The organism is Paenirhodobacter sp., assembly GCF_047600745.1.
GTDB lineage: Bacteria > Pseudomonadota > Alphaproteobacteria > Rhodobacterales > Rhodobacteraceae > Rhodobacter.
Genome location: NZ_JASGKI010000002.1, coordinates 234,612 through 253,771 on the forward strand (window position 1 = coordinate 234,612; position 19,160 = coordinate 253,771).

Sequence of the window (19,160 nt, forward strand, 5' to 3'; positions counted from 1 at the left end):
ATGTCCCGCACCGTTCTGATCGCGCCGCTGCTGCTGTTCCTCGGGCTGGGCTATGTCGCGCCCTTTCTGGGGATCGTGCAGCTGAGCATTACCCCCGGCCTGCCGCATTACCGCACGGCGCTCAGCGATCCGCTGATCGTGGATGTCACGCTGCGCACGCTGCGGATCTGTGTCGGGGTCACGGTGATTTCGGTCGCGGCGGCCTATGTGCTGACCTTCCTGTGGGTGCGCGGCTCGGCGCTGATCAGCACGCTGGTGGAACTGTGCATCATGATCCCGTTCTGGATTTCCGTTCTGACACGGGCCTTCGGCTGGCTCGCGCTCCTGTCGAACCGGGGGCTGGTGAACACATGGCTGCGCGACCATGGCTTTATCGACGCCGCGCTGCCGCTCGTGCGCAACGAATTCGGCGTGGTGGTGGGGATGGCGCATTTCCTGATCCCCTTCGCGGTGTTTCCGCTGGCGACCGCGATGCGCAACGTCGATGAACGCGTGCTGATGGCGGCGGAGGGGATGGGCGCGTCGCGGCTGCGCATCTTCTGGCAGGTTTTCGTGCCGATGACGGCAAGCGGGATCATCGGCGCGCTGCTCCTCGTCTTTGTCTTCGCCGTCGGCTTCTACATCACCCCGGCGGTGCTGGGCGGGGGGCGGTCGGTGATGATCGCCGAACTGATCTACCTGCGGATCTTCCAGATGCCCGACTGGGGTCTGGCCGCGGCGATCAGCGTGATCCTGATGGTCTTCGTGGGCGGGCTGCTTTATCTCCTCGTCCGCCGGTATGGGAGCCTTGCGCAATGATCCGTCTTCGTCCCGGTGTCGCGATGGCCACGCTTGGCGCGCTGGTCGCGGTGTTTCTGCTGTTGCCGCTGGTCGCGGTGGTGCCGGTGAGCTTCACGCCGAAGCGGTTCCTGTCGATGCCCGAGGGCGCATGGTCGGCGCGCCACTACCTCGCGCTGATCGACAACCCGGCGTGGGTGGACAGCACCCTGCTGTCGCTGCGGATCGGACTGGTCTCCGCCCTGCTTGCCGTCACGCTCGCCACCGCCTTCTGCCTCGGGCTGTGGCTGTTCCAGCCGCGCTTTGGCAAGGTGATGACCGGGCTTGTCCTGCTGCCGATGGTGGCGCCGCCGGTGGTGTCTGCGCTCACGCTTTATTTCCTGCTCAGCACGCTGACGCGCCACAACGAAATCATCGCCTATGACCGGTGGCTCGGCGTGGCGGTGGCGCATGCGGTGATGTCGGTGCCCTATGCGGTGGTGCTGCTGATGGTGGCGCTGTCGCAGATCGACCGGCGGATCGACCTTGCGGCACAGTCGATGGGCGCGGGGCTGGGGCGGCGGATTTCGGTGATCTTGCCCAATATCCGCTTCGGCATCGCGGGGGCGTTCTTCCTGTGCTTCCTGCTGTCCTGGGACGAAATCGGGGTGACGCTGTTCATCACCTCGGTCGATGCGGTCACCCTGCCGCGCCGGATGTGGATGGGCCTGCGCGACAATATCGACCCGGCGATCGCGGCGATTTCGGTGCTGCTGATCGGGCTGGTCTCGGTGGTGGTGTTGCTGCGCGCGGGCGAGCGGTTCCGCGCGCTGCGCCGCGAGAGGGGCTAGCCCCTGAACCGGCCTTCCGCCACCAGCGCGCGATAGGTCGAGCGCATCTCCGCCCGGTCGGCATAGCAGCCGCGCAGGTAACGGTCCCCGCTGGTCGCCGAATAGGCGGCGCGGCCATGCACGATGCGGTGGTTGTCGAACACGATGCACTCCCCCGCCTTCAGGGTAAACCGCATGATGTAGCGGTCGCTCTGCAACAGCTTCCCGAAGCGGCAGAACGCCGGATAGTAATCATCCAGCACCGCCTGCGGCAGGTCGATCAGGTCAAGCATATGCTGGCTGATCGTCAGGCCGGACACTTCGCCATGCTGGTCCAGTTCAATCACCCGCTGATAGGAACGCATGTCGTAATCGTCATGTTCGCAATAGAACGGGATGTCGGTCTCGCTCAGCAGGCGGAACCCCTCCGGGTCGATCTGGCGGAAATCGTTCGCCGCCGCCACGCCATCGCCGAAGAGGTTCCGCCCACCCTCGACCGAATTCGCCCGCATATGCAGGAACTGTACGCCGGGCGCATGTTCCTCGGCGGGGGTGTCGGTATGGAGTTCCAGCGCGGCGGCGGTATAGGCCGTGTTCGTCGGGTTGATATGGGTGCGCACGTCGAAATAATCGCCAAAGAAGGTCGGCCGCACCTGCCCCATGACATGGACCAGATCGGTCAGCGCGGCATCGGTGTCCGGCATTTCGGTCACCACCGAAATCCCCTCGACGATCAGCGCCTCCAGCCATGCGCGGACCTTCGCCTTGTCCGACAGCAGTTCCGCCTGTGTAAAGCGCGCCACATCCGGGTAATGGTCGCCATACCACGCCCGGCGCGGCAGGTCCGCCGGATCCGCCCGCCGCTTGCCCGCCGCATAGGCCGACAGCGTGGCGAGCGGCAGCGTGGTGACGTGATCTTCCCCCGCCCAGTCGATCACCAGCGCATCGCCCGCCACCCGCGCCGCCGCCGCGCGGGGCGGCGCGTCCAGATGAAAGATGTCAAAGGTCCGCTCCCGCGTCGTCGCGTTGAACGAGGCCGGGCAGTTGTCGCGCAGCCAGTAGTAGTTGAAGTAAGCCGCCCCCTCGGGCAGCGTCACCGTCAGGCCTTTTTCACCCAGTGTCGTCATCGCGGATCCTTTCCCAGATGGGAATTTGTTGCACTGCGGCATCCGACGGAATAGCCTGTTAATGCTGAACATGAATTAAGCCACAGGTGAACCTTGGACCGTCTGCCTCCGCTGCGCCTGCTGACGACCTTTGCCGAAGTCGCGCGGCTGGGGTCGATGCGGGCGGCGGCGGCGCGGCTCAATGTCACCAAGCCCGCCGTGACGCAGGCGCTGCGCGCGCTCGAAGACCATATCGGCGTGCCGCTTCTGGACCGCGGCACCCGCCCCGCGCGGCTCACCGAAGCGGGCGAGGTTCTGGCGCGCGCAACGCAGGACGGGCTGCACCGGATCCTGAGCGCGATCGACACGATCCGCGCCGCGCAGGCCGGGCCCCGGGTCACGCTGTCGTGCACATTGGGCATGGCGAGCTACTGGCTGATGCCGCGCCTGCCCGCGTTCTACGCCCGCCACCCCGACATCACCGTGAACGTGCAGGCCCCACCCGGCGACCTGCCCCGGATCGCGCCGGGGATCGACCTCGCGCTGCGCTACGGCACCGGGGAGTGGCAGGACGGCGAGACGGCGAAGCTGTTTGACGAGGAAATGTGCCCCGTCGCCCGCCCCGATGTGATCGCGCGCCTTGCGGGAACGCCGCTTTGCGACGCGCCGCTGATCCATGTGCGCAGCATGGCGAACCAGCATTGGGCGGGTTGGGCCGAGTATCTGAGCCAGACCGGACAGGGGCCGCTGCGTGGACCGGGGCAGAGCTTTGACAATTACGTTCAGGCGACACAGGCGACGATCGGCGGGCTGGGGGTGATGCTGGGCTGGCGCTCGATCACCGGCGGGCTGGTGGCGGATGGCACGCTAAAGGCCTGGCCCGGCGCCGCCGCCCCACCCGGCATGGCCTATTACGTCACCTGCGCCGCGCCCTCCCCCGCCGCCGCAGCCGTGCGGGACTGGCTGATCGGCTGCGCTTCCAACTCCGCCCCCGCCTGAATCAGCCAGTCGATCAGCGGCGAAGGCGCGGCCCCGCGTGGGGTGACAATGTAGAACGCCTCCTTCGGCACCACGGCGGGCAGCGGCAGTTCCACCAACTCGCCGCTGCTCAGGAAACTCGCCGCGTTCGAGCGCCAGCCGAGGATCACCCCCAGCCCGCCAAGCGCCGCCTGCGTCGCCTGAACGTAATTGGTGAAGCGCATCCCCGGCCGCGCGGGCACCGGCAGCCCGACCTGCGCGAGATAGGCGGGCCATTCCATCCAGTTCGCGATCTCGGCATCGACATGCAGCAGCGGCGCGGAGAGCGCAAACCCCTCCCCCGCCAGCCGCTCGAACAGCGCCGGGCTGCACACCGGCACGATCCTTTCGCGAAACAGCAGCCGCGCCGCGCCATCCGACCAATTGCCATCGCCATAACGGATCGCCAGATCCACCCCCGGCAGCAGGCGCGGGATCCCCTGCGCCGTGGTGCGCACCGACACCGCGATGTCGCCGTGCTGGCCGTGGAACCCCGTCAGGCTGGGCATCAGCCAATAGGTCGCCGTGCCCACGGTGCAGGCGATGGTCAGCGACCGCTCCGCCCCGGCGGCCAGGCTGCGGCCATGCGCGATGGCCTCAGTGATCCGCTCGAACCCCTCGCTCACCGCGCGCGCGAGCAGCCGCCCGCCCTCGGTGAGCGTCGCGGGGCGGCTGCGCCGGTCAAAGAGCGCAAACCCCAGATGCGATTCCAGAAGCCGCACCGCCTGGCTCACCGCCGGCTGCGACACGTTCAGCTCCCGCGCCGCGCGCTGGACGCCGCCGCTGCGCAGGACGGTCTCGAACACCGAAAGCAGGCGCAGGGGCGGCAGGCGGTCCAATTTCATAATCCTAGGCTAATGTAACGGGAAGATTTTCAGCCGTAGGCAGACCCGCCCCCGGTGGCTAATCTTCCCCCCTGACAGGGCAATGCGCAAACATTTTCCGGCGCCCGCGTGCCGGAAAAGGGCTGCGCAGATTATATAACAGGAGACCCCGATGCACGACACCGTTCAGGCCCTGCGCGAAGACCTCGCCGCCGCTTTCCGGATCACCGCCGGGTTTGGCTGGACCGAATCCGTCGGCAACCATTTCAGCGCGGCGGTGTCGGAGGATGGGATGGTCTTCCTGATGAACCCGCGCTGGACGCATTTCGGCGAGATCCGCGCCTCGGACCTGCTGCTGCTCGATGCGCGCGACCCCGAGGTGATGGCGCGCCCGAACGCGCCCGATCCCTCCGCCTGGACGGTGCACGGCACGATTCACCGCCGGGTGCCCGCCGCGCGGGTGCTGCTGCATGCGCATACGCCCTATGCCACCGCGCTCGCCACGCTCAAGGATCCGCGGATGCTGCCGCTCGACAACAATACCGCGCGGTTCTACGGCGATCTTGGCATCGACACCGGCTTTGGCGGCATCGCCGATGACGCGGCGGAGGGCGCGCGGCTGGCCGATGCGCTCGGGCGGAACTCCTGCCTGCTGATGGGCAATCACGGCATCACGGTCAGCGCCGATACCGTCGCCGAAGCCTTCGAGAAGCTGTATTTCTTTGAACGCGCGGCGCAGACGCTGATGCTCGCCTATGCGAGCGGCCAGCCGCTGAACGTGCTTTCGCCCGAGGTCGCCGAAAACACCGCGCGCGGATGGGACGCCTATCGCGGCATGGCCTTCGAACATTTCGACTATCTGAAACGGCAGCTCGACCGGAGCGATTCCACATGGCGCGCCTGAGCCCGCAGCAGTTCGGCATCCTCATCACCCTCGTCTCCGCGGTGATGTGGAGCACGGCGGGCCTGTTCGTGCGGATGGCCGATATCGACATCTGGTCGCTCGTCGGCTGGCGTTCGGTCTTCACCGGGCTGACCCTCGGCGCCTGGATCGCGCTGCGCCCCCGCGGCGCGATGACCTTCGGCCTGCCGGGGGTGGTGTCCACGCTGATCTCCACCGTGGCGGCCATCGCCTATATCGTCGCGCTCAGCTGGACCAGCGTCGCCAATGTGATGACGGTCTATGCCGCCCTGCCCTTCTCGGCCGGGCTGATCGCGTGGCTGTGGTTCCGCGAAAGGGTCACGGCGCGGTTCATCCTCGCCGGATTGGTGGCGCTGGCCGGGGTGCTGGTGATGACGGGTGCGGCGATGGCGCCGCGCGACATCGCGGGGATTGCGGTGGCCGTGCTGATGACGGTGCTGTTTTCGGCGCAACTGGTGATCGCGCGGCGCTATCCCCGGCTGGATTCGGCGCGGATGATCGCGCTTGCGGCGGTGCTGTGCGTGCTGATCGCGCTGCCGTGGATGGAGAGCCCCACGCCGCGCGCGCTCCTCGCCTGCGCGCTTTATGGCAGTATCAGCACCGGGCTCGGCTATATCCTCGTGCTGATCGGCGGGCGGCTGATCGGCGCGGGCGAGGCCGCCTTCCTGTCGCTGATCGACGTGGTGCTCGGGCCGATCTGGGTCTGGATCTTCTTCGCCGAGGCGATCAGCCCCGCCACGATGATCGGCGGCGGGGCGGTGCTGGCTGCGGTCGTCTGGTATCTCGCCCCGCTGCTTCAGCGCTGAGCCAGCGCGCCATCCATCCAGCCGATCCGCATCTGCGGCACCGAGCGCAGCAACAGCGCGGTGTAATCGTCGAAGGGCGGGGTCAGCACCGCGTCCTTCGGCCCATAACGCACCAGCCGCCCGCGGTGCATCACCGCGATCGTGTCGGCAATCGCGCGCACCGTGGCGAGGTCATGGGTGATGAAGACATAGGCGAGCCCCTCCTCCCGTTGCAGATCCAGCAGCAGCCGCAGGATCCCCTCCGCCACCAGCGGATCCAGCGCAGAGGTCACCTCGTCGCAGATGATCAGCTTCGGCTTCGCCGCCAGCGCCCGGGCGATACAGACCCGCTGCTTCTGCCCGCCCGAAAGCTCCGCCGGATAGCGGTCGATGAACCGCGCGCCCAGTTCGATTTCATCGAGCAGATCGACCACCCGCGCCCGGTTTTCGCGCCCCTTCAGCCCGTGGTAGAATTCCAGCGGTCGGCCGATGATCGTGCCCACCGTCTGGCGCGGGTTCATCGCCACATCCGCCATCTGATAGATCATCTGAAGGTCGCGCAGATCCTGCCGCGTGCGCCCCGCCAGCCGGGGCGACAGGTCGCGCCCGTCGAACCGGATCCGCCCCTGCGCCGGAAGCAGCCCGGTGATCACCCGCGCCAGCGTCGATTTCCCCGAACCCGATTCCCCCACCACGGCGAGCGTCGTGCCGGGCTGCACGGCCAGCGAGATATCCGACAGCACATCGCGCGGCAGCCCCGGATAGCGCGCCGAAACCCCCGCAATCTCAAGGATCGGCGCGCCCTGCGGCGCCTTCTGCGGGTGGTCTTCCGACGCCACCGAAACCAGCGCGCGGGTATAGCCCTCGCGCGGCGCGGTGATCACCTGTTCGGTGGTGCCATATTCCACCGTCTTGCCGTGGCGCAGCACCATGATGTCATCGGCCACCTGCGCCACCACGGCAAGGTCATGGGTGATGTAGATCGCGGCCACGCCCTCATCCCGGATCGCCGCGCGGATCGCCGCCAAAACGTCAAGCTGCGTGGTGACATCAAGCGCCGTCGTCGGCTCGTCGAAGATCACGAGGTCGGGCTTCGGGCACAGCGCCATCGCCGTCATTGCCCGCTGCAACTGCCCGCCCGAGACCTGATGCGGGTAGCGCGCGCCGAAACGTTCGGGCTCCGGCAGGCCCAGCTTGCGAAACAGCGTGACGGCGCGGGCCTCGGCCTCGGTGCGGGTCGCGCGGCCATGGGCCAGCGTCGCCTCGATCACCTGCTCCATCAGCCGCTTCGCCGGGTTGAAGGCAGCGCTCGCGGATTGCGCGACATAGGTCACCTCGGCCCCGCGCAGCGCGCGCAGGACGGCGCCCGAAGCCGCGCGGATTTCCCGCCCGTTCAGGGTGATCGTGCCGCCGGTGATCGCGGCCCCGCCGCGCGCATAGCCCATCGCCGCGAGCCCGATGGTGGATTTCCCCGCCCCGGATTCGCCGATCAGCCCCAGCACCCGGCCCTTTTGCAGCCGCAGCGACACGCCATCGACCAGCCGCGCCCCGCCGGCCTCGATCACCAGCCCGTCGATCTCCAGCATCACCGCCCCCCTTTCAGCGAACTGGTCCGGTCCAGCATCCAGTCCGCCACCAGATTGACCGCAATCGCCAGCGCCGCGATCGCCACCGCAGGGAGCAGCGCCGCCGGGATGCCATAGACGATGCCGTCCTTGTTTTCCTTGACGATCCCGCCCCAATCGGCGGCGGGCGGCTGAATCCCCAGGCCCAGGAAGGACAGGGTAGAGACAAACAGCACCATGAAGATGAACCGCATCCCGGCCTCCGCGATCAGGGGCGAGAGCGCGTTCGGAAGGATCTCGCGGAAGATCACCCAGCCGCGCCCCTCGCCGCGCAGCCGCGCCGCCTCGACGAAATCCATTACCGCCAGATCCACCGCCACCGCGCGCGAGAGCCGGAACACCCGCGTTGCGTCCAAGAGCCCCATCACCACGATCAGCACCGGAATGGTGACCGGCATCACCGACAGCACGACCAGCGCGAAAATCAGCGTCGGCACCGCCATCACCAGATCGACGAAGCGCGACAGCAGCTGATCCACGACCCCGCCGACCACCGCCGCGAAGAGGCCAAGGACGGACCCCAGAACGAAGCTGATCAGCGTCGCCGCAAAGGCCACCGTGATCGTCGTCCGCCCGCCCCAGATCAGCCGCGACAGCAGATCCCGCCCGATATTGTCCGTGCCGAGCAGAAACCGCCCCGAACCCGGTTCCCACACATCGCCCACCACCGCATCCACGCCATAGGGCGCGATCAGCGGGGCAAAGACGGCGGCGATCACATAAGCCGCCAGAACCACACAGCCGCACAGGGCCGGAAGGGGAATGCGCCTCATTTCGGATGCCTCAGCCGCGGGTTCGCCAGGATCGAGATCACATCGGCGAGCATGTTCAGCGTGATATAGACGGCGGCAAAGACCACGCCGCAGGCCTGCACCACCGGCACGTCACGTTTCGCCACATGGTCAACCAGATACTGCCCCATGCCGGGATAGACGAAGACGACCTCGACCACCACGACACCGACGACCAGATAGGCCATGTTCAGCATCACCACATTGACGATCGGCGCCACCGCATTCGGCAGGGCATGGCGCCAGATCACCGTGGAGCGCCGCAGCCCCTTCAGCTCGGCGGTTTCGACATAGGGCGACTGCATGACGTTGAGCAGCGCCGCCCGCGTCATCCGCATCATATGCGCGAGCACGACAAGCACCAGAACCAGCACCGGCAGCGCCACCGCCTGAAGCTTCGCCCAGAGCCCCATCGACGGGTCGATCATCGCCACCGAGGGCAGCCAGCCCAGTTGCACCGCGACGAAGAACATCAGGATGTAGCTCATCATGAACTCCGGCACCGAGATCGACGCCAGCGACAGCGCCGAAATCAGCCGGTCCGGCCAGCGCCCGCGATACAGCACCGACACCAGCCCGAGCCCGATCGCCAGCGGCACCGAAATCAGCGCCGCCCAGAACGCGAGGAACAGCGTATTGCCCAGCCGCTCGCCGATCGCCTGCGCGATGTCGCGCCCATTGGTGAGCGAACGCCCCAGATCGCCGTGCAGCACGCCGCCGAGCCAGGACAGATACCGCTGCCACGCCGGCACGTTCAGCCCCAGTTGTTCGCGCAGATTGGCCAGCGCCTCGGGCGTGGCCGCCTGCCCGAGGATCGTCGCCGCCACATCGCCCGGCATCATCTGCGTGCCCGCAAAGATCAGCATCGACACCAGCACGATCAGCACCAGCCCCGTGACGATCCGCTGCGCCACCAGCCGCACCATCACGCCAGCCAGCATTTGTGCGGCACGAGGCCGTTCATCAACTCCCACACGCCGTTGGTTTCCCATCCCATCAGCTTGTCGCTGATGCCCTCGACGTAATCGTTGAACATCGGGCAGATCAGCCCGCCCTCATCGCGCAGGATCTCGCCGATCCGGCGGTAATCGGCCTTGCGCAGGGCCGGGTCCAGTTCGCCCCGCGCCTTCAGCACCAGCTGGTCGAAATCGGCGTTGCGGAACACCGTGTCGTTCCAGTCGGCGGTGGAAAGATAGGCCGTCGAATACATCTGATCCTGCACCGCCCGCCCGCCCCAATACGAGGCGCAGAACGGCTTCTTGTTCCAGACCTCGGTCCAGTAGCCATCCGCCGGTTCGCGCACGATTTCGAGCGGTATCCCCGCCGCCTTCGCGCTTTGCTGGAACAGTTGCGCCGCATCGACCGCGCTTGGAAAGGCCGTGTCCGACACATGCAGCACGATCGGCGAACCGTCATGGCCGGATTTCCTGTAATATTCCGCCGCCTGCGCCGGGTCATAGTCGCGCTGCGGGATGGTGTCGTCGAACAGCGGATAGGCCGCGTTCACCGGCATGTCATTGCCGCGCGAGCCATACCCCATCAGGATCTTGTCCACCATCTCCTGCCGGTTGATCGCGAGCTTCAGCGCCATCCGCAGATCCCGGTTGTCAAAGGGCGGCGCGTCGCAGCGCATGATGAAGACGTAATGCGCCCGCGCCGAGACGTTCTTCACCTGCACCCCCGGCGCGCGGCCAAGCAGCCGCGCCACCTTCGGCGCAACGTTGTTGATGACATGCACCTGCCCCGATTGCAGCGCCGAATTCCGCGCGGTGCCGTCGTTGATCACGCTGATCTCGACCCGCTCGAAATGGCCGCGGCTGTCGTCCCAGTAATTCGCGAACTTCTCGAAGGCATGGCGCACGCCGGGCTGATCCTCGACCACGCGATAGGCGCCGGTGCCGATCCCCGCGCCCGGATTGTCGCGCCCGCCGCCGGGCTGAATCACCAGGTGGTAATCCGACAGCAGATAGGGCAAATCGGCGTTCGGCGTATCCAGATCGACGATGAAATTGTCGCCGTCCACCTTCATCCCCGCGATGCCGGTCATCAGGCCAAGCGCGCCGGATTGCGATTTCGCATCCGAATGGCGCAGCATCGTGTCCATGACATCTTGCGGCGTCATCGTGCGGCCGTCGTGGAACTCCACCCCCTTGCGGATGCGGAAGATCCAGCTTTTCGCGTCGGGCGTGCTTTCGACGGCCTCCGCCAGCCGCATGTCCATCGTACCGTCCGGGTTCACGTCGAGCAGCGTTTCGCCAAAAGTACGCGTGACGTGATAGGGCACCTGGCTCAGCGCCACCGCCGGGTCGAGCGAATTGGTGCTTTCGCCCCCGCCCAGCCCCATTTTCAGCACGCCGCCCTTTTTCGGCGTTTCCGCCCGCACCGGCAGCGCCGCGAAGGCCGCCGCCGTTCCCAGAAAACCCCGCCGCGAAAGGGCGAAGGACCGGATCTTGTCCATCATCATCGTCTCCCTGTTTGGTTCCCGCGCTTTCCGGCGGTTTGGTCTATCTTCCGGGTCATTCCCGGCATGAAGCGGGCCAAAAGCGCCGCTTCATGGCCCGTTTCAGACAAATCCCGCCCTCTGGCCGACGAAACGCCCCGCCCCTTCGGCCGGACGCCCGGCCTGATCCGCCACAAAGCGCCCGAGCGCCGCCGCCACTGCGGGATCGGGCAGGCTGCTGCGCCTTGTGGTCAGGTCGGTGTGCAGAAGCAGGCTTCTCGACCGTTGCCGCCAGCCGTTCCCCGTTCCAGATCCGGTGGAAGAGCAGCATCTTCTTGCCCTCCCCGCTCAGCACCTGGGTCGTGACCTCGATCCGGTCGCCCGCGTGGATTTCGTCCAGATAGCGGATGTGGTTTTCGACGGTGAAATAGCTGCGGCCCGCGGCGACATAGGCGGCATCGGCGCCGATCATCTCCATGAACCGGTCGGTGGCGAGCGATCCGGCCTCAAGGTAATGCGCCTCGTTCATATGGCCGTTGTAGTCGGTCCAGGTCACCGGCACCTGCCGGGCCAGAGTCACCGGCAGGCCATCGCGCTCCGCCGCAAGCGGCAGGGTGGCTTCATGCGCCCGCACAACCCCCCCTGCCCCGCTGCCCGTCCGGCGCAGCGCGCGGATCATCCCGACCACATTGTCATCGCGCAGCCGTTCCAGTTCGCGGATCGACAGATGCCCCGATTGCGCATCGGATTGCGCGGCGATCAGATCCACCAGGTCGTCGTTGAATTCCGGCACATCCATCAGCTTCGTCCAGGGCCAGGACAGGCAGGGCCCGAACTGCGCCATGAAATGCTTCATCCCCGCCTCGCCGCCGGCAATCCGATAGGTCTCGAACAGGCCCATCTGCGCCCAGCGGATGCCAAAGGCCATGCGGATGGATTCGTCGATCTCCTCGGTCGTGGCGATGCCGTCGGTCACCAGCCACAGCGCCTCGCGCCAGACGGCCTCCAGCAGACGATCCGCGATATGGGCGTCGATCTCCTTGCGCAGGACCAGCGGGAACATCCCGATGCCGCGCAGCACCTCCGCCGCGCGGGCGGTGACCGCCGCATCGCCCACCAGTTCGACCAGCGGCAGCAGGTAGACCGGGTTGAACGGATGCGCCACAATCGCCCGCGTCTCCGGCGTGTTGAGTTCCGACGGCTTGAACCCCGACGTGGACGACCCAAGGATCGCCCCCGGCTTCATCGCCGCCGTGATCGCGGGCAACACCCGGTGTTTGAGCGCCAGCGTTTCGGGCACGCTCTCCTGCACCCAATCGGCCCCCGCCACAGCCTCCGCCAGATCGCTGTGAAAGCTCAGCGCCCCTTCCGGCGGCAAGGCGCGGTCATAAAGCGCCGGAAGCGCGCGCCGCGCATTGGCCAGCACCTCGCCGATCTTGCGCGCGGCCTCCGGATCCGGGTCGAACACCGCCACATCCCAACCGTTGAGCAGGAACCGCGCCGCCCAGCCGCCACCGATGACACCCCCGCCGACAATCGCCGCCTTCATGCCAGCACCGCCGCGCGTTTCACCAGGCCGAGCTTCGCGCGCACCTCCGCCGGGCCGATCACCCGCGCGCCCATCCCCTCGATCAGCGTCACCGCGCGTTCGACCAGTTGCGCATTGGTCGCCAACTGCCCCTTGCCCAGCCACAGGTTATCCTCCAGCCCGACGCGCACATTCCCCCCCGCCAGCACCGCGGCCGAGACATAGGGCATCTGATCGCGCCCCAGGCTGAACGCCGACCAGAACCAATCCGGCGGCACCGCATTCACCATGGCGAGGAAGGTGTTCAGGTCGTTCGGCGCCCCCCACGGCACCCCCATGCACAGCTGCACCAGCGCGCCGGGCGCCAGAACCCCTTCGGCCACCAACTGCTTCGCGAACCACAGATGCCCGGTGTCGAAGGCCTCGATCTCCGGCTTCACGCCAAGGTCGGTCATCATCCGCCCCATCGCGCGCAGCATCCCCGGCGTGTTGGTCATGACGTAATCGGCTTCGGCGAAATTCATCGTGCCGCAGTCCAGCGTGCAGATTTCGGGCAGGCATTCGGCCACATGCGCCATCCGCTCCGTCGCGCCCGCCATATCCGTGCCCGGCCCGATCGGCAGCGGGCTTTCGACCGGACCGAAGACCATATCCCCGCCCATCCCGGCCGTCAGGTTCAGCACCACATCCACCTCCGCATCGCGGATCCGGTCGGTAACCTCGCGATACAGATCCAGCCGGCGCGAGGGCTTGCCGCTTTCCGGGTCGCGCACATGGCAATGCACCACCGCCGCCCCCGCCTTCGCCGCCGCGATCGCGCTTTCGGCGATCTGCTTGGGGCTGCGCGGCACATGCGGCGAGCGGTCCTGCGTGCCGCCCGATCCGGTGACGGCGCAGGTGATGAAGACCTCTTTGTTCATGGCGAGGGGCATGGCGAACTCCTGTCGTTTGACCGGATGTTAGGCTTTGTTTTCCCCGACTGATTGTCCTATCCTGTCGCTGGATTGTCGGATTTCGTCATTATGGCCACCTCCATCGCCTTCCTGCTGTTCGACGGCTTTTCAAACATGGTGCTGTCGTGCCTGCTCGAACCGCTGCGCGCGGTGCGCGATCAGGCGCAGGCGGACATCCGCTGGCAGGTGCTGACGCCGGGCAACCGCCCCGCGCGCTCGTCAAGCGGCCTGACCATTGCGCCCGATGGCCGGGCCGAGGCGCCGGGGCCGGTGGATATACTGGTGATCGTTTCGGGCTACGGCTTTCGCGACCATGCGGTGCCCGCGAACCTGCGGCTGATCTCCGGCCTTGCGCGGCTCGCGCCGGTGGTGATCTGCGCCGATGCCGGGGCCTGGCTCGCCGCCGCCGCGGGGCTGCTGCACGAACGGCGCGCGACGGCGCATTGGGCGATGCTGGCCGAATTCGCCGAGGCATTCCCGGACACCACGCTCAGCACCGACCGCTATGTGATGGAGGGCCGGATCTGGTCCTGTGGCGGCGCGTCGAGCGCGCTCGACCTGATCCTCGCGGTGATTTCCGACAGGTTCGGCCCGGCGAATGCCTTCCTCGCCTCGATGATGTTTGTCCATGACAGCGGCGCGCCCCGCCGTCTGGAGGGCAAGGGCACCGAGAAGCTGCGCCAGATCGTCAACCTGATGGTCGAGACGATCGAACACCCCCTGCCCCTGCCGCAGATCGCCGCGCAGGCGGGCGTGTCATGCAGCAAGCTCGACCGGCTGTTCCGCAGCGAACTCGGCCAGTCGCCGGGGCGCTATTACCAACTGTTGCGGCTGTCCCGCGCCCGCGACCTGGCAACCGGCAGCAGCTTCGACCTGCGCGAAATCGCGCTCCGCTGCGGCTATTCCGATGCGGCGGCGCTGGCCAAGGCATTCCGCCACGCCTACGGCCATTCGATCCGCAAATCACGCGGCGCGCGGCCCCGCCAGATCTGACAGCACCGCGATGATCCGGTCGAACGCCGCCCCGGCCCGCGCGCTGCGATGCCGTGCCCGCAGCCAGCCATGCACCAGCCCGGCGCCCTCGACCACCCGCGCCCCGCTCGCCTCCGCATAGCGCAGCGCGTCGTCATGCAGCGGGTCGGCCTCGGCCGGGAACAGCCATGTCGGCGGCAGGTCGGCCAGATTGCCCTTCGCCGGGCAATGGCGCGGATCGTCCGGCGCCGCGCCGCGCAGGCGGTCATAAAGCAGCACCTCATCGCGGCTCAGCAGCGGCGCATGGGCGTGAATGTCGAAACTGCCACCCTCCGGCGGATAGCCCAGCAGCGGATAGATCAGCACCTGCGCAAGGAAACTGCCCTTCGGGAACGTCCCCGCCAGCGCGGCGCAAAGCGTCGCCCCCGCGCTGTCGCCGCACAGCACCACGGGGCCAAGCGCCCGTGCCACCTGCGCCGCATCGTCATAGGCCGCCGGATGCGGATGTTCCGGCCCCAGCCGGTAATCGACGGACACCACCGCACAGCCGACCCGGGCCGCGATCTCGGCACAGATGTCGTCGTGGCTGTCGAGCCCGCCCAGCACGAACCCCCCGCCATGCAGATAAAGCACCGTCGCCCCGGCCCCATAGCGCCGCACCGGAACGGTGCCGATCCGCTCATCGCGGACCTCGACCGGCGGGCGCCCGGCGTGGAAATGCGCGGCCATCCGGTCATAGGCCGCGCGCTGCCCCACCCAGTCATCGGGGTCCAGACCGGGCGGCGTGAACCCCTCCGTTTCGGCGATGAAGGCCCGGATTTCCGGGTCCAGCAGGCGGTCGTAATCCATCATTTCCCCCGGCAATCCGTGGAATTGCCAATTGGCAATTATCCCTTCGGGAAGCGATGCGCCAGCAGTTGATCAAAGGCCGCGCGCAGCGCCGCCTCGCTCAGACCGGGGGCGAATTCCAGCGTCACCTTGCGCGCGGTTTCGGTCATCCGCACGCCGCTTTCATGCGGATTGCGGCGGAAAATCACCTCCGGCGCCGGGGTTTTCAGCCGTGGCGGCTGGCCCGCGGCCTTCAGCCGGTTGATCACATCGGGCGCCGGGATCGCCGCGCCCTGCCCCTGTTCCCGCGCGATTGCGCCCGCCTCCGCCAGCACCCGCTCCGCCGCCTCCGGATCCGCCAGGAGCGGTTTCAGCGCCCGCGCGTGCAGCTCCTTCACATCGCGCAGCGTGGCAAAGGCCGCCACCACCGCTTCCGGCAGCCGCGCCAGTTGCAGATAACGCGACAGCCACGCCTCCGACACTTCCAGCCGCTCCGCCATCGCCTTCTGCCGGCCGCCGTAATAGAGATCGAGCGCCTGCGCATAGTCCCGCGCGCGCTCGTAATCCGACAGATCCTCGCGGTCGCGGTTCTCTATATCGGCGAGCCGGAAGGCTTCCTCGTCCGAAAGCTCCCGCACCTCGATCAGGTATTTGAAATTCGGATAGTTGTTCGCCCGCAGCCAGGAAATCGCGAAATGCCGCCGCGCGCCACAGATCACCTCGAACAGGCCATCGTCGCGCTTTCGCACCACAGCGGGGAATTCCTGCTGCCCCTGCGCCCGGATCGAATCAATCAGATCGCGGCAGTTTTCGGCGGTCAAAAGGTCATAGGCGCGGTTGTGACGTTCCCACATCACGCATTGCGCGGGATCGACCCACCGCAGCACCTTCTCCTCGCGTTCCGACATATCGCCTAGCGCATGCGCGCGTTTGAGGAACCGCGCGGCGGAGCGGTCCGCCGCCCCCTCGCCGCCCAGACCCTTCAGCACATCGTCGAACAACGCATCATGGCGCTTGCTCATAGCAGACCCTCCCGGCGCAGGCTGTCATGGTGGCTCGGCCAGGTCTTGCGGGCCAGCGTCTCGACCTCGCGCCCGATGAGGTCGAGATAGGCCCGGCAGCGGCGATGCGTTTCCGTGCGCGTCGCCGCCCCGGTCATTTCATAGACGGTGGACAGGTTCGCCGTGGCATTGTCGATCTCGGCGCTGTCCTTCAGCACCGCCTGCAACATGTCCTGGGGGAAAACCGCGTCCATCATCCGTTTGATCGCCTGGTGAGCCGATTTCTGATCGTTCATCTTTGAGGCAAGGATCTTGACGAAACTATAGTCCCGCGCGCCCCCGTGCTGTGCGAGTTCGTAAAGCGTCGCCTCCATCATCTTGAGGAAATGCGAGGTCGAGGCGAAGTCGATGTTGTTCGGTGGCGTCGGCACGATCAGCGCATTGGCCGCCCGCAGCACCGACAGCGAAATCATCCCGAGCGCCGGCGGCGGGTCCAGCAGCACGATGTCGAACTGATCGGCGATGCTCTCCACCCCCTCGCGCAGCCGGTCGAGGACAAAGCCCGGCTCCCGCGCCATCCGCGCCGCGAATTCATATTCCGCGTCGTAAAGCCCCAGATTCGCGGGGATAATCGCGATGCCCGGCCAATAGGTCGCCCGCAGAGCATAGTGCAGCGTTTTCGGCCCGCCGTGGCGGAAGAACGGATAGAGCGTGTCCTCTTCCTCGTCGATGTCCACATCCGGGTTCAGCCCGAAGATCGCGGTGGTCGAGGCCTGACTGTCGCAGTCGATCACACAGACGCGGTAGCCCTTCAGCGCGAAATACTGCGCCAGATGGGTGACGACGGTGCTTTTGCCGACCCCGCCCTTGAAGTTCTGCACCGCGAGGATCAGCGGCGGGTCTTCGGGCGCGCGATGCGGCAGGGTGCCGAAAACCTCGCGCATCCGGTTGATTTCGGCCAGCGTATAGCCGTTGCGCCGCCCGGTTTCCGGATCCTTCGCCGGATCGGGCAGGCGGCCGTCGCCCTCCGCCACGCGGATCGCCTTTTCGGTGCGGCCGACCATTTCGGCGGCCGAGCGCACGTTGAAGCGCAGCTCCAGTTGCTTGCGGCTTTCGGGGGCAAACACCCGCTCGCGCAGGCGTTCGATGACATGGGAGGCGCTTCGGCTCAACTGGCTGAGATCGTCGAGCGCGATCGGGGGAAGGGCAGGGCTGCTCATGAGGTTCCGCTCTTTGTTTTCCACAGCATGCCGCAACGGAGCGCACAGGTAAAGTTCGGATTTTTGCCGGGTAACCATAAAAAACGGGAAGTGCGGTTTCGGCAGCGCGCACCCAATTTGTAAGGGCTTAACCTCCGGATGCCTGCTTTTCCTTGTATCCGATTCGCTTCGCTTTGCCAGATAGGGCGTTTTCCGGGCCTGATCCGGCGCAAAACCTGTGTTCTTGATTCTAGAGATTCAGGATTCATGCCGGAAAGCGCACTGATTTTACGGCATTATTTGCTCTGGCGCTTACGTTTCGGGTGGCTTCGCCTTACCTTTCGGATGCTTTGGCCTTACCTTTCGGGTGCCCTGCGCCTACAAATCGGGTGGTTGCCGCGGGGCGAAAAAACTGCCATGAAAGCAATGGGTTGCGAGGTGGTTTCCGGGCCGTTCGGGGGCTAATTCTTACATTCCGGGTGCCGCGCCCCGATGGATGGCTTGACCGGGCGATCTCTTACGGCGATCATGATACAAAAGTAAGAAGAAGCAGGTAAGCGGGCAGATGGCCGAGAAATCCTACAAGACGCTGGACGTGAAGCCCAATGCCGAGAGCCTGATCAAGCCCGGCGAACTGGTCGATCTGATCGAGGTCACGCCGCTCACCCTCACCGACCGGCGGATCTACAACCAGCTTCTGGAAAACGCCTGGGAGGCGATCGACAAGCCGGTGACGCATGTCATCTCGAAGGCGCAGCTGCGCGGCAGCCACAATTCCAACGACCGGATCGGCGACAGTATCGAACGGCTGATGTCCGCCATCGTCAAGGTGCAGGTGGTCTGGGACGGCGAACCGGCGGTGGAGCGGGTGCAGCTTCTGGGCGGCAATATCGAGGGGCTGCGCCGCGACGGGCTGATGGAATATGAAATCCCGCCGCGGCTGCGCAAGATCATCGCCAACAGCCAGGTCTTCGCCCGGCTTCAGCGCGAGGTGATGTTCGCGCTGTCCTCGAAATACGCGCTGACGCTCTATGAGATGGTGCAGAAGCGCGGCAACCTGCGGTGGAAGGCGTCGGAGCGGTTCACCCTCGATGCGATCCGGGGCATTCTGGGCGTGCCGAAGGGCAAGCTGACCTCCTGGTCGAACCTGAAGCTGCGCGCGATCGACCCGGCGGTGCAGGAGGTTTCCGCGCTGTCCGATTTCATGGTCGAGATCGAGCCGATCAAGACCGGCCGTTCGGTGAGCCATGTCGAGATGCGCTGGTGGCGCAAATCGGGCGAAACCGCCGCCGACCGGGCGTTGCAGTTTTCCAAGATGGGGCGGAAGGCGCGGGCGGAAACGGTTCTGGAAACGCCGATCCCGGCGCGGCCCGACTGGCTCGCGCGCAAGGGCGCGGCGCTGATGACCGAAACCTATGAGACCGCGCGGCTGCGCCATCCCGGCTATGACATCTATTTCGTCGAATCCGAATGGCGCGCCTGGACCGAGGGCAGGGCGCCCGCGCGCGACCCGGACCGGGCCTATCTCGCCTTCTTCCGCCGCTTCGCGGAGGAGAACCCGCTGTGAATTGCCAATTGGCAAT

The 19,160-nt window shown here is 66.7% G+C and carries 17 protein-coding genes and 1 pseudogene; 7 read left to right on the forward strand and 11 right to left on the reverse strand.

Translation table 11 applies throughout. From position 1 onward, the window contains the following. Both QM789_RS05570 and QM789_RS05575 read left to right on the forward strand, forming a co-directional pair. Positions 1-798 carry an ABC transporter permease gene (locus tag QM789_RS05570; protein ID WP_420350974.1) on the forward strand — a complete coding sequence of 266 codons (798 nt, stop codon included), beginning with the start codon at positions 1-3 and terminating at the stop codon, positions 796-798. Next, positions 795-1,607, forward strand: a complete 813-nt coding sequence (locus QM789_RS05575) for an ABC transporter permease (protein WP_420350975.1) — start codon at positions 795-797, stop codon at positions 1,605-1,607. The genes QM789_RS05570 and QM789_RS05575 overlap by 4 nt, the downstream gene beginning before the upstream one ends. Here the strand turns inward: QM789_RS05575 and QM789_RS05580 are convergent. Further along, positions 1,604-2,713, reverse strand: coding sequence for a TauD/TfdA family dioxygenase (locus tag QM789_RS05580; protein ID WP_420350976.1), 1,110 nt, complete (start codon positions 2,711-2,713; stop codon positions 1,604-1,606). The genes QM789_RS05575 and QM789_RS05580 overlap by 4 nt on opposite strands. 93 nt (positions 2,714-2,806) lie before the next feature. On the opposite strand from QM789_RS05580, the gene QM789_RS05585 reads away from it, so the two are divergent. Further along, complete coding sequence (locus QM789_RS05585; protein ID WP_420350977.1) at positions 2,807-3,691, forward strand: LysR substrate-binding domain-containing protein; 885 nt, start codon at positions 2,807-2,809, stop codon at positions 3,689-3,691. On the opposite strand, the gene QM789_RS05590 is transcribed toward QM789_RS05585, so the two are convergent. Further along, positions 3,604-4,554: a LysR substrate-binding domain-containing protein gene (locus QM789_RS05590; protein WP_420350978.1), complete on the reverse strand. Its 951-nt coding sequence runs from the start codon at positions 4,552-4,554 to the stop codon at positions 3,604-3,606. The two genes, QM789_RS05585 and QM789_RS05590, sit on opposite strands and share 88 nt — an antisense overlap. 151 nt (positions 4,555-4,705) lie before the next feature. Between QM789_RS05590 and QM789_RS05595 the strand changes: the two genes are divergently transcribed. Further along, positions 4,706-5,437 carry a class II aldolase/adducin family protein gene (locus QM789_RS05595; RefSeq protein ID WP_420350979.1) on the forward strand — a complete coding sequence of 244 codons (732 nt, stop codon included), beginning with the start codon at positions 4,706-4,708 and terminating at the stop codon, positions 5,435-5,437. Continuing rightward, positions 5,425-6,261, forward strand: coding sequence for a DMT family transporter (locus QM789_RS05600; protein WP_420350980.1), 837 nt, complete (start codon positions 5,425-5,427; stop codon positions 6,259-6,261). Before QM789_RS05595 ends, QM789_RS05600 begins: the two co-directional genes overlap by 13 nt. On the opposite strand, the gene QM789_RS05605 is transcribed toward QM789_RS05600, so the two are convergent. The 6 genes and pseudogenes from QM789_RS05605 to QM789_RS05630 all read right to left on the reverse strand — a co-directional run bounded on the left by QM789_RS05605 (position 6,252) and on the right by QM789_RS05630 (position 13,556). Beyond that, positions 6,252-7,826 (reverse strand): ABC transporter ATP-binding protein, encoded by a 1,575-nt coding sequence (locus QM789_RS05605; RefSeq protein WP_420350981.1) that lies wholly within the window; start codon positions 7,824-7,826, stop codon positions 6,252-6,254. The two genes, QM789_RS05600 and QM789_RS05605, sit on opposite strands and share 10 nt — an antisense overlap. Next, positions 7,826-8,638, reverse strand: coding sequence for an ABC transporter permease (locus tag QM789_RS05610; protein WP_420350982.1), 813 nt, complete (start codon positions 8,636-8,638; stop codon positions 7,826-7,828). Before QM789_RS05610 ends, QM789_RS05605 begins: the two co-directional genes overlap by 1 nt. After that, complete coding sequence (locus QM789_RS05615; protein WP_420350983.1) at positions 8,635-9,597, reverse strand: ABC transporter permease; 963 nt, start codon at positions 9,595-9,597, stop codon at positions 8,635-8,637. The genes QM789_RS05610 and QM789_RS05615 overlap by 4 nt, the downstream gene beginning before the upstream one ends. After that, positions 9,582-11,117 (reverse strand): ABC transporter substrate-binding protein, encoded by a 1,536-nt coding sequence (locus tag QM789_RS05620; protein WP_420350984.1) that lies wholly within the window; start codon positions 11,115-11,117, stop codon positions 9,582-9,584. The genes QM789_RS05615 and QM789_RS05620 overlap by 16 nt, the downstream gene beginning before the upstream one ends. Positions 11,118-11,219: 102 nt before the next feature. Next, positions 11,220-12,645: pseudogene (locus tag QM789_RS05625) on the reverse strand (carnitine 3-dehydrogenase). Next, positions 12,642-13,556, reverse strand: coding sequence for a 3-keto-5-aminohexanoate cleavage protein (locus QM789_RS05630; protein ID WP_420350985.1), 915 nt, complete (start codon positions 13,554-13,556; stop codon positions 12,642-12,644). The pseudogene QM789_RS05625 and the gene QM789_RS05630 overlap by 4 nt, the downstream one beginning before the upstream one ends. 90 nt (positions 13,557-13,646) lie before the next feature. Here QM789_RS05630 and QM789_RS05635 point away from each other — a divergent pair, with 90 nt between their 5' ends. Continuing rightward, positions 13,647-14,570 carry a GlxA family transcriptional regulator gene (locus QM789_RS05635; protein ID WP_420350986.1) on the forward strand — a complete coding sequence of 308 codons (924 nt, stop codon included), beginning with the start codon at positions 13,647-13,649 and terminating at the stop codon, positions 14,568-14,570. Here QM789_RS05635 and QM789_RS05640 read toward each other — a convergent pair. From QM789_RS05640 to QM789_RS05650, 3 genes are read right to left on the reverse strand one after another with little or no spacing between them, the layout of a single operon-like run. Further along, positions 14,541-15,398, reverse strand: coding sequence for an alpha/beta hydrolase (locus tag QM789_RS05640; protein WP_420350987.1), 858 nt, complete (start codon positions 15,396-15,398; stop codon positions 14,541-14,543). The genes QM789_RS05635 and QM789_RS05640 overlap by 30 nt on opposite strands. A gap of 38 nt (positions 15,399-15,436) precedes the next feature. Further along, positions 15,437-16,399 (reverse strand): ParB/RepB/Spo0J family partition protein, encoded by a 963-nt coding sequence (locus tag QM789_RS05645; protein WP_420350988.1) that lies wholly within the window; start codon positions 16,397-16,399, stop codon positions 15,437-15,439. After that, a complete protein-coding gene (locus tag QM789_RS05650; RefSeq protein ID WP_420350989.1) occupies positions 16,396-17,598 on the reverse strand; it encodes an AAA family ATPase in 1,203 nt (400 codons plus the stop codon). The genes QM789_RS05645 and QM789_RS05650 overlap by 4 nt, the downstream gene beginning before the upstream one ends. Positions 17,599-18,142: 544 nt before the next feature. Between QM789_RS05650 and QM789_RS05655 the strand changes: the two genes are divergently transcribed. Further along, positions 18,143-19,144 (forward strand): replication initiation protein, encoded by a 1,002-nt coding sequence (locus QM789_RS05655; RefSeq protein WP_420350990.1) that lies wholly within the window; start codon positions 18,143-18,145, stop codon positions 19,142-19,144. The last annotated feature ends 16 nt before the right edge of the window (positions 19,145-19,160 follow it).